Origin of the sequence: Rahnella sp. PAMC25617 (assembly GCF_050606005.1) — a bacterium.
Classification (GTDB): Bacteria; Pseudomonadota; Gammaproteobacteria; order Enterobacterales; family Enterobacteriaceae; genus Rahnella; species Rahnella variigena.
This window is the reverse complement of sequence record NZ_JBOCUM010000006.1, coordinates 200,166-218,565: the sequence shown is the minus strand read 5'-3', so window position 1 is coordinate 218,565 and position 18,400 is coordinate 200,166. Positions and strand designations below refer to the sequence as shown.

Here is an 18,400-nt window from a genome sequence, read left to right as displayed (position 1 = left end):
AGTGAGCCTGACTGCTCATATTCTGCTGTGCCTCAGGTTTTTAACGCGAATGCTGATTCAGGAAATCACGGACGGCCACTTCAACATTTTCCGGCGCAGGGAGCATCGGTGAACGCAGCTCATTTTTCATCAGGCCGTCGAGTGATAAGGCGTATTTAATCGCCGCCGGATTCGGCGCAGAGAACATCAGCCGGATCATTGGCAGCAGGCCGAAAAATGTTTTACGCGCCGCTGCAATATCCTGCTCTTTGAACTGACGGATAAGCTGAACAAACTCTTCCGGAAAAATATGTGAAGAAGCGGCAATGGCACCGGCGCCGCCCAGACTCAGCGTCGAGAAAATCTGCACGTCTTCACCGCACAGCACATCCAGTTCGCCGTCAGCGAGAAGTGAAAGCGTCAGATCAATGCTGCCGCCACAATCTTTGACTGCGCTGATTTGCGGATGTTTAGCCAGCTGGCGGAATGTTTCCAGCTCCATCTGCACGCCGGTACGGTAAGGAATATTGTAAAGCACCACCGGCACGGTGGAATGGTCGGCAATCTCAGTAAACCAGGCCACCAGTGCGGCCTGAGAAGGGCGGATATAATAAGGTGCGGGGATCAGAAGGCCTGCGACAGGTCGCTGAAGGATCGCATCCTGCATTTCGCGGATAACCGGCATGTGGGTGCCGGAAAGCCCCATAATGATCTGATGGCCGGGTACCACTTCCAGCACGGCATCCAGAACCTGAAGCTGTTCTTCTTTGGTGAGCATCGGCGCTTCGCCGGTGGTTCCGCAGACGACAACGCCATCAACGCCCCGTTTGAGCAGCCGGGTGCACAGAGATTTCAGTGCAGTAAAGTCGATCTCACCCTCATGGAAAGGTGTGACCAGCGGGACCCAGATACCTGAAAACGATGACATGATGTATTTCCTTAAACGGCGTGATTTATCAGCCTCGGATCATGTCAGTAAAACAGGGACGAGCGCCAATTGAATGAATTAATAAGGTGTTTTGAGTTATCTATGAAGCTTATGTGTCAGCGTTTCAGATACTGGCTGACATATTCATTTCAGTCGTCAGCAACGTTGATAATACTTCAACCGGTACCGGCCTTGAGAAAAGATAACCTTGTAGATGCGAGCAACCCGCTGATACTAAAAAGGATTTTTGAAGCTGGTTTTCCACGCCTTCGGCTATCACATTAAGATGCATTTTATTGCCGAGCTGGGAGACGGCAGAAACGATGGCGGCAGTATCGTTCACTTCTGTGACGTACTGCACAAACGAACGGTCGATTTTTACGCTGTCCACCGAGATATCTTTCAGCAAACTGAGACTGGAATAACCCGTACCGAAATCATCGAGAGAAATTTTCACACCGGCTTTGCGCAGTTTCGCCAGATGACTGAGACTGGTGGCATTGGCGTTCATCACTGATGTTTCTGTCAGCTCGAGTTCCAGACGTGAAGGTGGGAAATTCTCTTCTGCAAGAACGGCCAGAATTCGCGGCCCGAAATCAGGTTCTCCCAGTTGTACCGCGGAGACGTTAATCGCCAGATTCAACTGGGAGAAGTTCTTAATATCGCGGCAGGCCCGGCGCAGAACGATTTCTCCGAGCTGGATCACCAGTCCGGTTTCTTCTGCCAGAGCAATAAACTGCACCGGCGAGACCTGCCCGAGCACCCCGTGATTCCAGCGGGCGAGCGCTTCCACGCAAACGACCTTTTCATCACGACTGCGCAAAATCGGCTGATATACGCAGGAAAGATCGCCTTCTTTAGCCAGCGATTCAGCCAGCGCTTTCACCATAATGCGTTTACTGACGCTGCTGGCGTCCAGCAATTCAGAGTAAAAAGAGAACATATTCTTGCCGCGCTGCTTGGCTTCCAGCAGCGCGGTATTCCCGCGACGCATAATTTCACCAGCAGTAATATTTTCGGCGCCAAACATCACGATACCGAAAGAAATAGTCATCATCGGGTTAGCGCGCGTCAGCGTGAAAGGCTGGCGCATCATCACCAGAATTTCCAGCGCCAGATTGTTGGCTACTTCGCTGGTCGGATTATTACGCAAGATAATAGAGAACTCATCGCCGCCGATGCGTGAAACCGTTCCGCTGCTACCGACTTCATTACGCAAACGCTGGCCGAATTCACACAAAATCGCATCACCGGCCTGATAACCATAGGTATCGTTGATATAGTTGAAATCATTAAGATTAAGCAGGATAAGCGCGTAGGGTTCAGGACGATACATCCGCTGCGCCGCAATCTGGCTGAGTTCTTCACTTAGCGCCGTGCGGTTAGGCAGACCGGTCAGTACATCATGGCGGGCAAGATAACGGATTTGCGCTTCGGAACTGCGCAGCAGGGAGATATCCATAATGGAGGTCAGAATAAAATGCCGCGTCTCAAGCGTGACGCGTGACTTACGCACCAGCACATTGCGCCGCTTTCCTGAAGGATCTACCAGTGTTTCTTCGTTAACCGTTTTTTCACCGGTTATCAGCACTTCGATATCACGTTCCCGCTGACGGGCAGCCTGTTCGGGTTCGGTAAAAAAGGAAACATCCTGACCAATCAACTCTTCACGCGGACGGCCATAAAACTCACTGGCTTTCTGATTGAGAAATACCAATTTACGGCTGTCGTCTTTCAGCACCGTTGCCTCGGGAAGCGCATCAAGAACTGCCTGGCATATCGCAAAATCAGTAAGCATGAATTAACTACCCCGAACAGAATATGAGTGTGATGTGGCGCAGTGTCTAAGCCGGTGACTCATCAGGTTGTTTTTGCAATTATTACTCACAATTGGATGAGAATATTACCGTTGTTTTTAAATTCTAAAATTCAATCGGTTATCATGCCCTAAGTAAGGTATTCGATATTTTGTTCGGGTGAATAACGATCAACTCAGCTCAATGCGGTTTTTACCGGCAGATTTAGCCCGATACAAAGCATGATCTGCCTGGATTAACAAATGCGAGATTGAGTCCTGATCGGGTTCACTAAAAGCCATTCCTACGCTGACCGTCATCGGAATATTATGCTGCGAATTCTGCGCCAGCTGAGAACGGATATTCTCTGCCATACGTATTGCCTGTTCTCTCGGGCGGGTGGTCAGGCAGGCAAATTCTTCTCCGCCAATCCGGGCAAAAATATCTTTTTGCTCCAGGGAAGAATTCACCACATTGCAAAAGAATACCAGGGCCGAATCGCCGCCGGCATGGCCATACTGGTCGTTGAGCCGCTTAAAATTATCCAGATCAAATAAAATTAGCTGCACAGGAAAAGTATTGTTTTTACGCTTCCTGATAAGCTCGTTGCCGCGCTCAAGAAACGCCCTGCGGTTGCCCACGCCTGTCAGCGGATCAGACAACGAGGCCTGTTTATAACCCAGCTGACCGCGCTCATACACCATGGCTAAAATAATGAAAGACAGGCAGATAGCGTACAAAATCGCTTCAAAAATCAGTATAGCGAAGAAACCGCTGCTATGACCCCCCGCCATCTCAGCATACGGCAAGCCGTTATCAAAGAAAGGACGCGCCAGATAGAAACAGGCGTGGAAAAAACTCAGCGGCAGCGCGGGCCAGTAAGTCACATGCAGTTGCCTGCGCGCATGCCAAAGCTCCAGTGTCGTCAGCAAGGTATAAGCCGCCGTTAACAATGAGGTCAGGAAAATCCGCTGCTCAAGACTGTGGTAAAAGGTCGGATAAAGACAGAACAGGAGCCAGATAACGGGCCCGGAAAATATCACCGGCAGTAATACCCTGCGGCCTGTAAACATTCTTAATGCGGCCCACATCATTCCGTAACAGAGCAAAATCATCATGTTACTCAAGACCACGGGAATAATTTCACTCACGCCTGAACGCATACTGCTGAGCAAAGTACCTGCGGTAGAGAATGCCAGCATCAGGGCAGTGAGCCCGAGCGTCGGATCTCTGCGACCCCCGATCCATGCGAACAGCATGACGGCAGTGAGCAGGATGAGAATAAAAAGCTCAAATATAAATAACGTGTAAACGTCGAGATGCATAAATTTTATAATTTGTTATTTGCGGGTATGCCTGAGGTTATTTTGACTGATTATCCGCACAGGACAGAAACACTTTTATCAAATTTAGGAATTTCTTTATGGTGGGAATGCTTAAACGAGACAAAGGGGCAGGAAAAACGCTCAGGGATGTTTTTTAGTGCCGAATTTTTGATCCCATTCACGACGATAACTGCGGGATTGTTTGCGGCCTTTAAGCCACAGGACGGTACAGACGATGCAAACGCCGGCTGAGAAAACGATATTACGCATGTCCTGATCATAAAAAATAACCAGAACGCAATCGAGGGCGGCCACGATGGCAAACCATTTGTGCATGTGCGATTGCCTGCGGGTTTCCGCATTCATACGCTTGAGCTGACGTCCTTCATCCAGGACCTTTCTTTTTTCCATGGGCATTTCCTGGCGACGGTTGGGTGAAAATGGATCGTGTTTTTTTAAGAATAGCAAATCACGAAAGCGAGGATCTTCAATACGATATTAACCGATCCCAAAATAATTATCGCGGATAACCTGACACATCAATTGGCCGATTAGCGACCTTTACTCCCTGATTTTAAAAAACTTTGCGCCATTTATACCGCCTTGGAAAATATAAGAATCCCGGAAAAAAGTATTGCCAATTGCTGCTACGCATTGATTTATCTGTAGGAGGTAGATTATCGTTTCGGAATTATCTTAATTTCCGGTGAGAAAATGAGCGATTCATCTTCACGAAAGATAGTAGACGGTGCCAATATCTATCAGGATTTCGAGACCCGTTTCTATGAATGGGAAGACGGGATGTCCAGTGCAGGCTTCAAGCTTGAGCTGCCCGATCGTCACAGGGATGAATTTGACTGGGGTGTAACCGGATACAATTTCGGGCGTGTGATCGGCGGCGTTCTGACCGTCAGCGAGCACGACATTAACCGTCAGTATGGCAATCTGTTTTCCATGCCCGATCACATCGTCATTTTCATCATTATCATCGGCGGAATGGAATGCCAGTGTTTTGGCGAGCGTTTCACGCTGGTTCAGGGCGATATCCTGATTCAGGATATGTCGCAGCCGATCAAAATTCACGTTTATCCGGGAGATCAGAAACCGCGTCTGGGCTCCTACCAGTACATAATTATGCCCAAACACAGCCTGCATTTTAATGTCGATATCGCATCCCTGCACGGCAAGCGCATTCCTGCAACGTCGCCGGTCAACATCATTCTGCGCAATCATTTTGCTACGATGGTGCAGGTGTTTGATCAGATGACCGATCAGGAGGTTCTGAGCACCGGCGAAGGTGCGGCGTCTGTTTTCCTGCAAACTCTGCATCTGGTTGCGGGCAAGAAAGTTGAGCATACGTTTGAGCAAAGTGCCCGTCTGGAACGTATTTGTCTGTACATAGAAAAACACCTCAGTCAGCCGGTGAGCGTCGATGTGCTGTGTAAAAACTTTGCCATCTCGCGCTCGGGTTTATACCGGCTATTTGAGCCACTGGGCGGCATTGCTCAGTTCATCCGCAGCCGCCGTCTGTTACTCGCAAAACGTTTGCTGCGTACATCATCAATGTCTGATCAGAGCCTGGCCGTCATCGCCCGTCAATGCGGGCTTGAACCGGGTGCGCTCCGCCGTTACTTCCTTGAGTTCTATGGCGCTACGCCGTCAGAAATGCGGCAGAAATACCGTCGTGACGCAGAACAATCTGATCAGGTCGATGCCACGCATGTGAATTGGGTAAGTTCGCTTTAACCGTTGATTTGCTGCTATTTGTGCAAATCCTGTTAATTGAATACGTTTTTTGTGATCTGTCACTATTCTGATTTTTGCCCGGCAAAGGCGGAATGAGAGCCGGTTTTCCGTTTAAACGCAGTAGACTTGATGACATATTCACCCGTCATCACTGAGAGTACATTATGTTAGTCCCTCAACAGGCAGTTGATGAACAGGCTCGGCTTGCGATACTGGCTTCTCTGGGCATCTTAGATTCCCCCAGAATTGAGGAGATCGACCGTATCACCCGCATGGCTGCGCGCCAGTTTCAGGCCAAAGCCGTCGTTGTTTCACTGATTGACGCCGACCGGCAGTGGTTTTTGTCCCATACCGGCATTGATATCAATCAGTCCCCGCGCGATACCTCATTCTGCGGTCATACCATTCTTGAATCCGGCCCTCTGGTTGTCAGAGATGCCCGCCTGGATTTGCGGTTTCACGATAATCCTCTGGTTACCGGCGCGCCGCATATCGTGTTTTATGCTGGTTGTGCCCTGCATTCCCAGCAGGGCATTGCACTGGGCGCGTTATGTCTGATTGATGACCGGACGAGAGAGTGGAGCGAGGAAGACGGGCAAACGCTGCTGGACATGACCGCGCTGGTGCAAAGCTACATTTTTCATCTGGAAAACCGGCAGTACACGGCGCGCGTTGAGGATAATTTGGCGAAAAGCGAAGCCTTATTTGAGCAGACATTTGCTCATGCCGCCGTCGGATTTTCTCTGGTCGGGCTCGACTGGCGCTGGCTGCGTATTAACCCTCAGGTATGTAACATGCTGGGCTACGCCGAATACCAGCTACGCAGCTGCCTGCTTCATGACGTTACCCATCCTGACGATCTGTATGCAGAAAATATTTTGATCCCCCGTTTGCTCTCGGGTGAAATCAACAGTTTTAGCGTTGAGAAACTGCTTCAGCGATCCAATGGCAGCACGCTGTGGGTGACGCTGACCGCGTCTCTGGTGCGTAACGCAACCGGTGAGGCGCATCACTATATTGTGGTGATCAGTGACATCACTGAGCGTAAAAACATTGAACAAACGTTGTATTCGTTGCAGGGCGATCTGGAACGTCGGGTGGCTGCGCGCACCAATGAACTGCAGGTTGCGATGGATCAGTTGCATCAGGAAATTGCACAACGCCTGAACCGCGAGCGGGAACTGACGGAAAGCAAGAACCGGCTGCGGGCGATTACCGACAATATTCCGGCACTGATCTGCCATGTTGATGCGAATGAAGAATACATTTTTGTGAACCACTTTCATGCCAGCTGGTACGGCGTGGCCGAAGATAAAGTGCGTGGGCGGCAGGTGAAGGATTTGGTGGGGCATGAGACGTACCAGCAAATCGAGCCCTATATTCGCCAGGTGTTGCAAGGCGTCGCCGTCAGTTATGACATTGAGTTACCGGGTTATTCCCGTAACGGAAAAGGGGGAGTTTTGCACACCACGCTTATCCCCTGTGATGACAGCGGTCATGGCTACTATGGTCTTTCGACTGACATCAGCGAGATTAAAGAACTGCAGGCACAACTGGAATTCGAGGCCAATCATGATTCGCTGACCGGACTTCCTAACCGGCGGGCATTCCAGCAATCCCTGATTTATGCGGCCAGACAACAAGAAAAAGCAGACAAAGACATAGCCTTACTTTTTTTAGATATTGATAACTTTAAAGCTTACAACGACACCTACGGGCACGAATTTGGCGATCTGATCCTGAAGTTTTTCGGACATACTTTGCGCGATAATCTGCGTTCACAGGACGTGGTTGCACGTCTGGCGGGGGATGAGTTTACCGTCCTGCTGGGGCATTTAGTCAATACGGAAAGCGACGTCAGCCGGATTTGTATCAGTCTGATGAACGCTTTCCGTAGTGTTGAACACGTGTCCGGGGTACCGGTTTCGCTGTCAGCAAGTATTGGCGTGGCGGTGGGGCGTGCGCGTCAGCCGTTGTTACCTGATACGCTGATGGCGCGTGCTGATGCTGCTATGTACCGTGCAAAACAAAGCGGGAAAGGGCGTTATTATCTCGGGTGAATCTTGAGGCTCGGGTGAACCCTGAAGTGAATCCTGGGATAACTTTTCGGCCATAAAGAGCGTCATCATAAAAAACGCGCCATGAAACGTGGCCAAAAAAAAACGCCTCCAGGAGGAGGCGTTCGTCAACCATCGAGAAAGACGTTCTGCGTTTACTGAGCAGCAGAAGCCAGTTCAGGTTGCTTTTCGTCAGTGTCGCGATCCAGCGTCATGCGGTGCAGCTTAGATGCAGTGATCAGCATCAGCACAGCAATCACAGCGGTCGCAATACCAATCTGCAGGAACACGTGGCTGTAAATTGCCAGAGAGGCGTGCGCGTCTTCAATGTCTGAAGGCACTGCCGTCAGATTCGCCACATAGCCCGCGATAATCGCCGCCGCTGCGGTAGTCAGGAACCATGCGCCCATGATGAAGCCCATCAGACGCTGCGGTACCAGCTGTGCAACCATCGCCAGACCCAGACCGGAAATCATCAGCTCACCGATACTTTGCAGTGCATAGCTCAGCACCAGCCAGTTAACAGAAACGATACCCTGTTCATTTGCCAGACTTGCACCCCATGGCAGAACCAGGAACGCGCCTGAACACAGCACCATACCAATGGCAAACTTGTGCGGCATAGGCATACGGTCGCCAACTTTGGTGTAAACAGCGGCCAGAATCGGGCTGGCAACCATGATCCAGAATGGGTTCAGAGCCTGGAACTGCTCAGGCTGGAAGCTGATACCCAGCAGGTCATGGCCGACGTTGTGAATAGCAAAGAAGTTCAGGGACGTCGGCATCTGGCTGTACAGCACGAAGAACACGACGGCTTCCATCATCAGCAGGAACGCCACAATCATCTTACGACGGGCAATACCCTTCATAGAGAAGGTTTCTTTCGCAAAGACAATAATGATACCCACAGAAACCACGCCCAGCACCATACGTGCGATAGTTTGGTTATGCAGCAACCAGCTGGACAGGAAGACCAGTGCAACCACACCGACCAGAACCATCAGCAGCTTTTTGAACTGCAGCGGGGCAAAGTCTGGTTTAGAACCCTGACGTTTTACCCATTTGCGGCAGAACATGAAGTTCACGATGGTGATCAGCATACCGACTACGCTCAGAGAGAACGCGACGCTCCAGCCATACTGCGCGGCAAGCCATGGCGTTGCCAGCATGGAGAAGAATGAGCCGATATTGACCGACATGTAATACATAGTGAATGCGCCATCAAGACGCGGGTCATCTTTTTCGTAGCAGGTAGAAAGCAATGAGGATGGATTTGCTTTAAACAAGCCACTACCGACGGCGATAGTCGCCATACCCAGATAAACCCAGAACACTTCGTGGCCGGAATAGGCAACGAAGGAATAACCTAACGCCAGAACAATCGCGCCGAGCACGATCACGCGTTTTGAGCCCAGAACTTTATCCCCTAACCAGCCGCCGATGGCCACGAAGCCGTAAACCAGCGCACTGAAAGAGGAGAACAGGGTGATGGAGTCAGCTTCACTCAGGCCAAGCATTTTGACCAGATAAACCGCCATGATCCCTTGCAGGCCGTAATAACCGAAACGTTCCCACAATTCGATGGAGAAGATCAGATAAAACGCTTTTGGCTGTTTGAAGGCGTTCAGACTCACGCTTTCATTATTGGGTGTTTTGTTTGCAGTTGACACTCGTACCTCTGTTTATTCCTTCTGCCTGTGATAGAGCAGAAACGCATAAGTGGCGCGAAATAAGCACCCTTTGCATTGTTATAAGATGGGATGACGGCTGGTAATGTTCACTATCTTCGTAAATGAGGCAAGGAGTTTGACATATGCCGTTACATTTAACTTATCCGGCCTGATTAAACTGTGTTCGAAATGTTATGCAGAATTAACGTTTATGTTTTCTAAATAGACGATGTGAATATGTTGTATAAATAATATTCCACATTCTAAAATTGTTATTGTTTTTCTGAAGAAGTCTTAACTGGATTATTCCCCCATTCAGCGGTGAATAAACAGTGAATACGTCTGGATTGTGACGCTATTTACGGGGTTTTATGAAACGGAAAAACAACGCTGCGCAGGTATTCAGAACGATGCATAGTCTAGTGTGATCTGCATCCCGTTTTAACACTAAATTTCCGATTGAAAATAAGATTAGTACGACTTGTGGCGGTTAGGGGGCGGGGGCATTTACATTTGGCTTGTCCGGCAGGGGAAAATCCTGCCGGAATGAAACGGAACAGCATGAAGCGTAATGCGGGCAAACTTACCGGTTAAGGGTATCCCCCAGCGTCTGGATCAGACGGTTTGACCAGCTGAACAGCGCGGCAGTCAGCAGGATATCCAGAGATTGTGTTGCCGAATAACCGGCATCTGATAATCCGTGCAACTGGCGTGCATCAAAACGTTCCGGTGTGCGGGTCAGCGTAATCACGGCATCCAGCAGTGCGGCTTCTTTTCTGTCGGACAGCGTTTTCGACAATGCATCAACTGCATCGTCGCGATGATTTTCTTCGAACAAGGAACCGATAATGGCTTCGTTGCCGTTAGCTTCCAGATACAGACGACCGTGGATCCCTGCGCAATACAGGCAGCCATTTAACTTCGAGGTCGCCACGGCAGACAGCTCGCGCCAGGCCGCTTTCGGGCGCTCACCGGCCTGCATCACGTGATTAAAGACGGCTGAGAATTCACTCAGCGCGTCGGCATCATGCACCAGCAGCGTATAAAAAGATGAAGACCGCGCATCGGGCGCGATTAAATCCAGAACATCCTGCTGATGCTTGCTGGCGGTTTCCGGTGCCACTTCCGGCAGCCTCGATTTCCATTGCAGCATGGCCAGAGAAAACCCTTTCTGCTCGCAGCCTTCAGGCGCAGGGAAACCAGGGAGCACGGCGGCGGCACGCCCGCGTAGACCATTCACGACGGCCAGTACTCGCGCCTGATAACTGACAAAACCGATCAGCTGCGTAAATGTCACAATATCCCGCGTACTGAATCCGACGTGGCTGAGCTGATCCAGCATGGACGGCGTGATAAGCGTAGGCTGAGTGGCGAGTAACCGGGCGAACTGAGTGATATGAGTCTGGCGGATATTACTTTCACGGGAGGCATCAGGGCTGGAGAGCGGGGCGAGGCGGGCGGCGTAGTGGCTACAAAGTGATTGTACGCCGGTCACCTGCGCAACGGTCAGCGCACTGCTCAGACGGTCATATAAAGAAAGCGTTTCTGTACGCGATACGCTCAGATTATCCGGGAAAAGCACCTCGTAGCAGGCGCGGGAAGCACGCAGAAGTTTCTGGCGTTCGTTGAGCAGCTGTCGAAGTGTCGGATCAAGCTGATTATCCAGCCCGAGCAGAAAGCGATCCTGAACTAACGCAGCATGGGGATCAAGCGGCAGGTGACCATACTGGCTGGATTGTGTTTCATGATACCAGCCGCTGTGCGCGGCCTTGCGTTGTTGTTCCATGAACGGGTCCTTTGCTTCAAGCCTGGCATCCAGGCAAATTATCAGACCCTATCCTTGCCGATACTGTTGTCGATATAAAATAATGTTAAGCGATAAATCATATCTAAAAGGAATAGAAAACGGCAAATATGCCAGAGGAACGGGTTTGGTCGCGAATTTCATCGGCAATTTACCCGATTGCAAAGATAAAAAACGGCGCCCGTTTCAGGCACCGTTTGGTATTCAGTCAGTTAATCGCCGCTTCTGCTACGCGCTAATTTCCATCGCGCCGCCAGGCATCTGCCGTGAGTGCTTCACCAAAGTGACTGGCGATCAGCCTTTTAGTCAGGTCATGCAGCGGTGCCGCTAGCACTTCGGCGGTATTGCCACGTTCGACCACTTCACCTTCATGCATCACCAAAACCTGATCACTGATGTGTTTCATCATGCCAAGGTGCTGGGTGACATAGATGTATGAAATGCCTTGTTTTTCCTGCAACTCCAGCATCATGTTGATGATTTGCGAACGCATGGACATATCCAAAGACGCCAGCGCCTCATCGGCAACAATCACTTTGGGTTGCAGGATCAGTGCGCGCGCCAGGGCAACGCTCTGCTTCTGACCGGACGCCAGCATGTGCGGATAATAATTCGCGTGGTCCGGCAGCATACCGACCAGCCGCAGGGTCTGGTTGATGCGTTGTTCACGCTGCTGCGCGTCCATTTCACTGTTGAGGCGTAATGGCGCTTCGAGCAACTGACCAATTCGCTGACGTGGATTGAGCGATGTGCTGGGATCCTGAAAAATCATACGGATTTGCTGGCTGCGGAAACGATAATCGCGAAACGCCAGCGGATGATCATCAATCAGAATTTCGCCGCCGCTTGGTTCAACCATGCCGGAGAGCATTTTAGCCAGTGTCGATTTCCCTGAGCCGTTTTCACCGATGATCGCCAGCGTTTGTTTTTCACGCAGGGTAAAGCTGACCGGTTTCACCGCATCCAGATTCATCCTGCGGAACAAACCGGTGCGATAACGGAACGTTTTGCTCAGATTACGGACTTCGAGCAGGGTTTCGCCCATTATTGCTCCTCCATGTTCAGCGGGAAGTGGCAGGCGTAAGCATGTGTTTTTGCCAGACGCAGGCGCGGCGTTTCAATGCACTTTTTCTGCGCGTAAGGGCAGCGTGGCCCCAGACGACAGCCAATCGGCAGATGTTCCAGTGAAGGTATCGCCCCCGGCAGCGTATTCAGCCGGCTTTTATGTGGCAGGGAACGACCAAAATCAGGCATCGCGCGGATCAGTGCCTGCGTGTAAGGATGATGCGGTGCAGACAGCAGTTCTTCACACACCGCGCTCTCAACGGTCTGACCGCAATACAACACGTTTATGCGGTTCGCCCATTTACTCATCATTTGCAGGTCGTGGCTGATCAGCAAAATCGTGGTGTTATTGTTCTGATTCAGCCGGGACAGCAGGCGGAAAATCTGCGCCTGTGTGGTCGGCTCCATGGCATTTGTGGGCTCATCGGCAATCAGTAAACGCGGCTGATTCGCCAGGGCAATGGCGATCATCACTTTCTGGCATTCACCTTCAGTCAGTTCGTACGGATAACTGGCCATTATGTCTTTGTGATCTTTAATCCCGACGCGGTGCAGCAGCTCAATGGCGCGTTTCTTGCGCCACTTCCAGCGCTGATACCAGCGGCCTTTATAGGTCCAGCCGGGGATTGCCTGAATTAACTGACGGCCAATACTCTCGGAAGGATCGAGACAGGATTGTGGCTCCTGAAAAATCATCGACACGTTTTGCCCGACCAGTTTGCGCCGCTCGCGTGGCGACAGCTGCAACAGGTCGATGTTATCAAAGCGCATACGGTCTGCCGTCACGCGCCAGTTATCTTTGGTTACGCCGCAGATAGCTTTGGCAATCAGGCTTTTGCCCGAACCAGATTCACCCACCAGCCCGCGGATTTCACCGGCATTCAGCGTCATGCTGACGCGGTCAACCGCTTTGACCGGCCCGTCGGCAGTCATAAATTCAATGGTCAGATTGCGGATATCGAGTAAAGGCATTATTCCACTCCCGCATTAATCGCCCGACGCACACCGTCACCCAGCAGGTTGATCAGCAACACGCTGATGAGAATGGCGGCACCCGGCAGCATGACGGTCCACGGCGCGACATACACCAGTTCAAGTGAATCACCGAGCATCGCTCCCCATTCCGGAGAAGGTAATTGTGCGCCCAAATCCAGAAAGCCTAATGCGGCAATATCCAGAATCGCCATCGACAAGGCGCGGGTAAATTCTGTTGCCAGCACCGCCACAATATTGGGCAATACGGCATAACGCAGAATCTGCCACGTCGATGCGCCGTCAAGACGTACCGCAACCACATATTCTTTTTCCAGCTCGTCATGCACCGCGCTGTAAATGGTGCGTGAAATGCGTGGCAACAGCGCCAGCCAGACGGCCAGCATCGCGTGCTCGAGTTTCGGGCCGATAAAGGCCACCACCACAATCGCCAGCAGCAGGGAAGGGATTGAAAGCAGGGTATCCAGAATATGGTTGAGAATGGCTGATTTCAGCCCGCGGGTGATGCCCGCCAGCACGCCAATAATAACGCCACACAGCGACGCCGCGAGGGTAATCACCAGCGCACCACCGATAGTCGGTGCCGCACCCGTTAACATCCGGCTGAGTAAATCCCGGCCCAGATCGTCCGTGCCGAGGAAGAATGACACGTTGCCGTAGCGCGACCATGAAGGCGGCAGCAACTGGTAGCCGAGGAATTGCTGGTCGAGCGCGTACGGCGCCAGCAGATGGCCGAAAATACACAAAAACAACAGTCCGAGCACGCCATAAAAGCCGATCATTGACAGCGTGTCGCGATAGAAAATCCCCCACGTGTGGCGCAGCGGACTGGGTACTTGTTTTTCGCGGTATACATTATCGAAGGGCATACCATTCCTTATGTTTCAATGGATTCATCAATGCACCGAGAATGTCAGAAAGCACGTTAACCACAATCACCAGCGAGCCGACCACCATCACGCCTGCGGAAATCGCAGCGTAGTCCTGCTGGCGGATAGCATTAATCAGCCAGCGGCCAATCCCCGGCCAGTTAAAGACCACTTCAGTGATCATCGCCAGCGTCAGCATGGTCGAAAATTGCAGACCAAGTTTAGGAATGATTGGCGGCAGCGCGTTGTGCAGCACATGACGGCGGATAATCGTAAACCGTGACAAACCGCGCGTGGCGGCGGCTTTCACGTAGTTTTTCGCCAGCACATCGTCGGTGGAAATTCGCATCAGACGGATAACCTCCGTCGTCGGCGCAACGGCCAGCGCAGCAATCGGCAAAATCATGTGGCGGATGGCGCTCATGATCATCTCATGGCGATAAGGTGAATCAGACAGCCATGCATCCACCAGCGTCAGGCCGGTAACGGTTTTCAGCTGATAGAGTAAATCAAGGCGACCGGATACCGGCAACCAGCCGAGTTGCATCGAGAAAAACAGCATCAGTAATACGGCCAGCCAGAATACCGGAATGGAAAAGCCGAGCAGGGCGAGGCTGCTGATCGCCACATCCGGCCATTTCCCGCGCATGACACCCGCGAGAATACCCAGCGGAATTCCCACTATTAACGCCAGCGCAAAAGCCAGCACGCACAGCTCCATGGTCGCCGGGAATACGGCTTTGAGCTGATAGGTAATACTTTCGCCGTTAATACTCGACACGCCAAAATCAAACTGGCAGATGCCCATAAAATAGAAACGGTAAGCATCCCATAATGACGCACCGCGCAACGGCGCGTTGGGCGTAAAATAGCTCAGGCTGAACGCCACCAGGCTGAGGAAGAACAGCGTGGCGATCAGCAGCAATATGCGACGTAACGTGAAGATAATCATGGGGCTTTCCTTCCTTCGTCATCACGGCTTTTCTCATTTTCACGGAAGACGCCAGCAAACGAGGAGTTACCAAACGGGCTCAGTACCAGTCCTTTGATGTCGTAACGGTAAGCCTGAAGCCGCAGGGAAGAGGCCAGCGGTAACACCGGCAGTTGCTGCTCAAGGATTTTTTGCGCCTGCTGATAAAACTCAATGCGCTGTGAAAGTTGCTGTGACAAAAGCCCCTGACGCAGCAATTCATCAAATTCAGGGTTACACCAGTGAGCATAGTTTGTCTGCGAGTGGATCGCCGCACAACTGAGCATCGGGCGGAAGAAACTGTCTGGATCGTTACTGTCCGTTGACCAGCCTGTGAGCGTCAAATCATGATTCATTTCCATCAGCTTCGCCTCCTGGAAACGCCCTTCGACCGGCACAATGGACACTTTAATCCCGACCTGCGCTAAATCGGCCTGGATCAGTTCGGCAGTTTTTAGCGGACTTGGGTTAAATGACTGGGACGCCGTCGGTACCCACAAATGCAGATTGAGTTTCTCCTGACCGAGATCTTTCAGTATTTGCTTCGCTTTTTCAGGATTGTATTCCGTGACCTGTGCATTGCTGTCATAAGCCCATGACGCACGTGGCAAAATCGATGCGGCGGTTTCTGCCGTACCGTAATAAATCGACTGCATCAGGCGCTGATTATTGATAGACAGCGCCACCGCCTGACGGATTCGCGGATCGTTAAGCGGCGCTTTATTGGTATTAAAGGCCAGATACGCGACGTTCATACCCGGACGCAGGGAAAGACGCAAACGCGGATCTTCACGCAAAATCGACAGCTGGCTGGCCGCTGGATACGCCAGCACATCACATTCGCCGGTCAGTAATTTTGACAAACGTCCGGTGCCGCCGACGCCCATATCAATCACCACCTGCGACATACGCGGCGTGCCTTTCCAGTATTGCCCGTTACGTGCCAGACGCACGTACTGACCGGTGCGGTACTCCCCCAGCTGGAACGGGCCTGTGCCCACCGGCTGGCGATCAATTTCTTCTTCATTACCGGATTTGGTGAGATTCGCAGCATATTCCGCCGAAAGCACCGGCGCGTAGTGCGTTGCAAGATGCCAGAGGAAAGAAGCGTCAGGATTATTGAGGCGAAACTCGACCGTGTAGTCGTCGAGTTTTTTGATGCTTTTCACTGCGCGGGCAAATTGCAGGCTGTCAAAATACGGATATTCCTCGCCGTTCACCGCGTGATAGTGATTTTTCGGATCCACGATGCGCTGGAAGCTGAATAACACGTCGTCAGCGTTCATTTTGCGCGACGGCGAAAACCAGCCTGTTTTCTGGAAAGGCACGTCTTTGCGCAGATGGAAACGGTAGGTCGCACCGTCATCCAGCACTTCCCAGCTTTGCGCCAGTTCGGGGATCAGGCGATAGGTATACGGGTCAACGTCCAGCAGACGGTCATATAACTGCGCGGCAAGTGTGTCGATAATCAGCCCGCTGCTGGCTTTTTGCGGGTTGAAGGTATTGACCATGCCATTCACGCAATAGACAAAGCCGCTCTGGCGAATATCTTTAACCGGCGCTGTGACTGCCGTCGGGCTGGCGTGTGTTGGGGTAGTCTCAGCAAAAACTGCTGTGGACAAGCCGCTCAGTAAAAGCATCCACAAAGTTAGACGACGCATAAAGGCTTCAAAGTTAAGGTGCAATAGCCTAAGTGTACCGTACTCTGCGAGGTACCCCAATCCATTGAGCAAATCAGCGTGTGGTCCTGCGGCACTTCGCGCAAAAACCGTTCGTTTTCGACAAAAAAGTGGCGTTGAAAATAAAACCCTTGAATTTGGATTATCGTTGTTATGTTATATTATAACAATAATCGCAGGCGAAGTATTCCTGCACTGTCCTTCGAAAAGAGGTTAACGATGTCCTTACTCCCCGTTACCGTGTTGTCCGGCTTTCTCGGCGCCGGTAAAACGACCGTTCTCAACCATATTCTGAATAACCGCCAGGGATTACGCGTGGCGGTGATCGTCAATGACATGAGCGAGGTGAACATTGACGCCGCGCTGGTGGCCAGTGAAATTACCCTCGACCGCCAGCAGGAAAAACTGGTGGAAATGAGCAACGGTTGCATCTGCTGCACTCTGCGGGAAGATTTGCTGATTTCCGTGCGTGAGCTGGCGCAGGCCGGACGTTTTGATTATCTGCTGATTGAATCAAGCGGGATTTCGGAACCGCTGCCGGTGGCGGAAACCTTCACCTTTGAGGATGAAAATGGCGAAAGCCTGTCGCAGTTTGCGCGCCTCGACACGCTGGTGACCGTCGTCGATGGCGTTAACTTTATGCAGCAATATCAGGAAGCGCGCAGCGTGCAGGAAGCCGGTGAAAGTCTGGGTGATGACGATACGCGCAGCGTGACGGATTTACTCATCGACCAGATTGAATTCTGTAATGTACTGCTGGTCAGCAAAACCGATCTGCTCGACAGCCAGCAGCAGCGCGAAGTGATAGCGCTGTTGCGGAGTCTGAACCCCGATGCGCATATCATCCCGATTTGTCCCGGCAGCCTGCCGGTTGATGCCGTACTGAATACGCACCGTTTTGATTTTGCTAAGGCGCAACTTGCGCCGGGATGGCTGAAAGAGCTACGTGGCGAGCACACGCCGGAAACCGAAGAGTACGGCATCAGCAGCTTTGTCTACACCGCGCGCAGGCCGTTTGATCCGGATAAGTTTTACCGCGTGGTGCATGGCGACTGGGGCGGCGGCACCTTACTGCGGTCGAAAGGTTTCTTCTGGCTGGCGACGCGTCCGCGTTTTGCCGGGCAATGGAGTCAGGCGGGGGGCATTGCGCGTTATGGTATGGCGGGGGTTTTCTGGCGGGCGCTGCCGGAAAGTGACTGGCCACAGGACGAGGAGACCCGCGAGCATATTATGGAAAAATGGCTGGAGCCGTTCGGCGATATGCGTCAGGAGCTGGTGTTTATTGGTCAGCATCTGAATAAAGCAGAGATTATACGGCGCCTGGATGCGTGCCTGTTAAGCGAAGAACAGATGGCGGAAGGCATCGAAAGCTGGGTGGCGATGGCCGATCCGTTCCCAGAATGGTAGTCCTTAATGACGTTAAGGGTGTTCAATAAGTAGCCATAACGTCATTGTGGTAATGAGAAATATTCTCAACAAAATGCTTTACAGACGATACTGAGAACCATTATCATTCTTT

Annotated in this window: 14 protein-coding genes; 3 read left to right on the top strand and 11 right to left on the bottom strand. The window is 51.6% G+C overall.

What is annotated here, in order from left to right; translation table 11 throughout:
• Positions 1–40: 40 nt before the first annotated feature.
• The 4 genes from dapA to ACM615_RS06955 all read right to left on the bottom strand — a co-directional run bounded on the left by dapA (position 41) and on the right by ACM615_RS06955 (position 4,439).
• Positions 41–907 (bottom strand): 4-hydroxy-tetrahydrodipicolinate synthase, encoded by an 867-nt coding sequence (gene dapA / locus ACM615_RS06970; RefSeq protein ID WP_431011698.1) that lies wholly within the window; start codon positions 905–907, stop codon positions 41–43.
• A 124-nt stretch (positions 908–1,031) separates the two neighbouring features.
• Positions 1,032–2,705, bottom strand: coding sequence for a putative bifunctional diguanylate cyclase/phosphodiesterase (locus ACM615_RS06965; protein WP_132963835.1), 1,674 nt, complete (start codon positions 2,703–2,705; stop codon positions 1,032–1,034).
• Positions 2,706–2,894: 189 nt separating this feature from the next.
• Positions 2,895–3,962: a GGDEF domain-containing protein gene (locus ACM615_RS06960; RefSeq protein WP_431011697.1), complete on the bottom strand. Its 1,068-nt coding sequence runs from the start codon at positions 3,960–3,962 to the stop codon at positions 2,895–2,897.
• 207 nt (positions 3,963–4,169) lie between these two features.
• Positions 4,170–4,439, bottom strand: coding sequence for a hypothetical protein (locus ACM615_RS06955; protein ID WP_112287915.1), 270 nt, complete (start codon positions 4,437–4,439; stop codon positions 4,170–4,172).
• 303 nt (positions 4,440–4,742) lie between these two features.
• Here ACM615_RS06955 and ACM615_RS06950 point away from each other — a divergent pair, with 303 nt between their 5' ends.
• Both ACM615_RS06950 and ACM615_RS06945 read left to right on the top strand, forming a co-directional pair.
• Positions 4,743–5,774, top strand: a complete 1,032-nt coding sequence (locus ACM615_RS06950; RefSeq protein WP_431011696.1) for a helix-turn-helix domain-containing protein — start codon at positions 4,743–4,745, stop codon at positions 5,772–5,774.
• A gap of 164 nt (positions 5,775–5,938) precedes the next feature.
• Entirely contained in the window at positions 5,939–7,834 is a 1,896-nt protein-coding gene (locus tag ACM615_RS06945) for a diguanylate cyclase domain-containing protein (RefSeq protein WP_129638575.1), read from the top strand.
• Between the two features lie 152 nt (positions 7,835–7,986).
• Here ACM615_RS06945 and dtpA read toward each other — a convergent pair whose 3' ends face one another.
• The 7 genes from dtpA to sapA all read right to left on the bottom strand — a co-directional run bounded on the left by dtpA (position 7,987) and on the right by sapA (position 16,863).
• A complete protein-coding gene (dtpA, locus tag ACM615_RS06940) occupies positions 7,987–9,501 on the bottom strand; it encodes a dipeptide/tripeptide permease DtpA (RefSeq protein WP_129638576.1) in 1,515 nt (504 codons plus the stop codon).
• A gap of 583 nt (positions 9,502–10,084) precedes the next feature.
• The gene (locus ACM615_RS06935) at positions 10,085–11,287 is read right to left on the bottom strand and encodes a CMD domain-containing protein (RefSeq protein WP_112287908.1); all 1,203 of its coding nucleotides are present in this window, start codon (positions 11,285–11,287) and stop codon (positions 10,085–10,087) included.
• A 253-nt stretch (positions 11,288–11,540) separates the two neighbouring features.
• Positions 11,541–12,350 (bottom strand): putrescine export ABC transporter ATP-binding protein SapF, encoded by an 810-nt coding sequence (gene sapF, locus ACM615_RS06930; RefSeq protein WP_112287907.1) that lies wholly within the window; start codon positions 12,348–12,350, stop codon positions 11,541–11,543.
• Entirely contained in the window at positions 12,350–13,342 is a 993-nt protein-coding gene (gene sapD / locus ACM615_RS06925; protein ID WP_120161812.1) for a putrescine export ABC transporter ATP-binding protein SapD, read from the bottom strand. Before sapD ends, sapF begins: the two co-directional genes overlap by 1 nt.
• The gene (gene sapC, locus ACM615_RS06920; RefSeq protein ID WP_112287903.1) at positions 13,342–14,232 is read right to left on the bottom strand and encodes a putrescine export ABC transporter permease SapC; all 891 of its coding nucleotides are present in this window, start codon (positions 14,230–14,232) and stop codon (positions 13,342–13,344) included. The genes sapD and sapC overlap by 1 nt, the downstream gene beginning before the upstream one ends.
• Positions 14,219–15,184 (bottom strand): putrescine export ABC transporter permease SapB, encoded by a 966-nt coding sequence (gene sapB / locus ACM615_RS06915; protein ID WP_129638577.1) that lies wholly within the window; start codon positions 15,182–15,184, stop codon positions 14,219–14,221. The genes sapC and sapB overlap by 14 nt, the downstream gene beginning before the upstream one ends.
• Positions 15,181–16,863 carry an ABC transporter substrate-binding protein SapA gene (gene sapA / locus ACM615_RS06910; RefSeq protein WP_431011695.1) on the bottom strand — a complete coding sequence of 561 codons (1,683 nt, stop codon included), beginning with the start codon at positions 16,861–16,863 and terminating at the stop codon, positions 15,181–15,183. Before sapA ends, sapB begins: the two co-directional genes overlap by 4 nt.
• A gap of 237 nt (positions 16,864–17,100) precedes the next feature.
• On the opposite strand from sapA, the gene zigA reads away from it, so the two are divergent.
• Positions 17,101–18,288 carry a zinc metallochaperone GTPase ZigA gene (zigA, locus tag ACM615_RS06905; RefSeq protein WP_431011694.1) on the top strand — a complete coding sequence of 396 codons (1,188 nt, stop codon included), beginning with the start codon at positions 17,101–17,103 and terminating at the stop codon, positions 18,286–18,288.
• Positions 18,289–18,400: the final 112 nt, after the last annotated feature.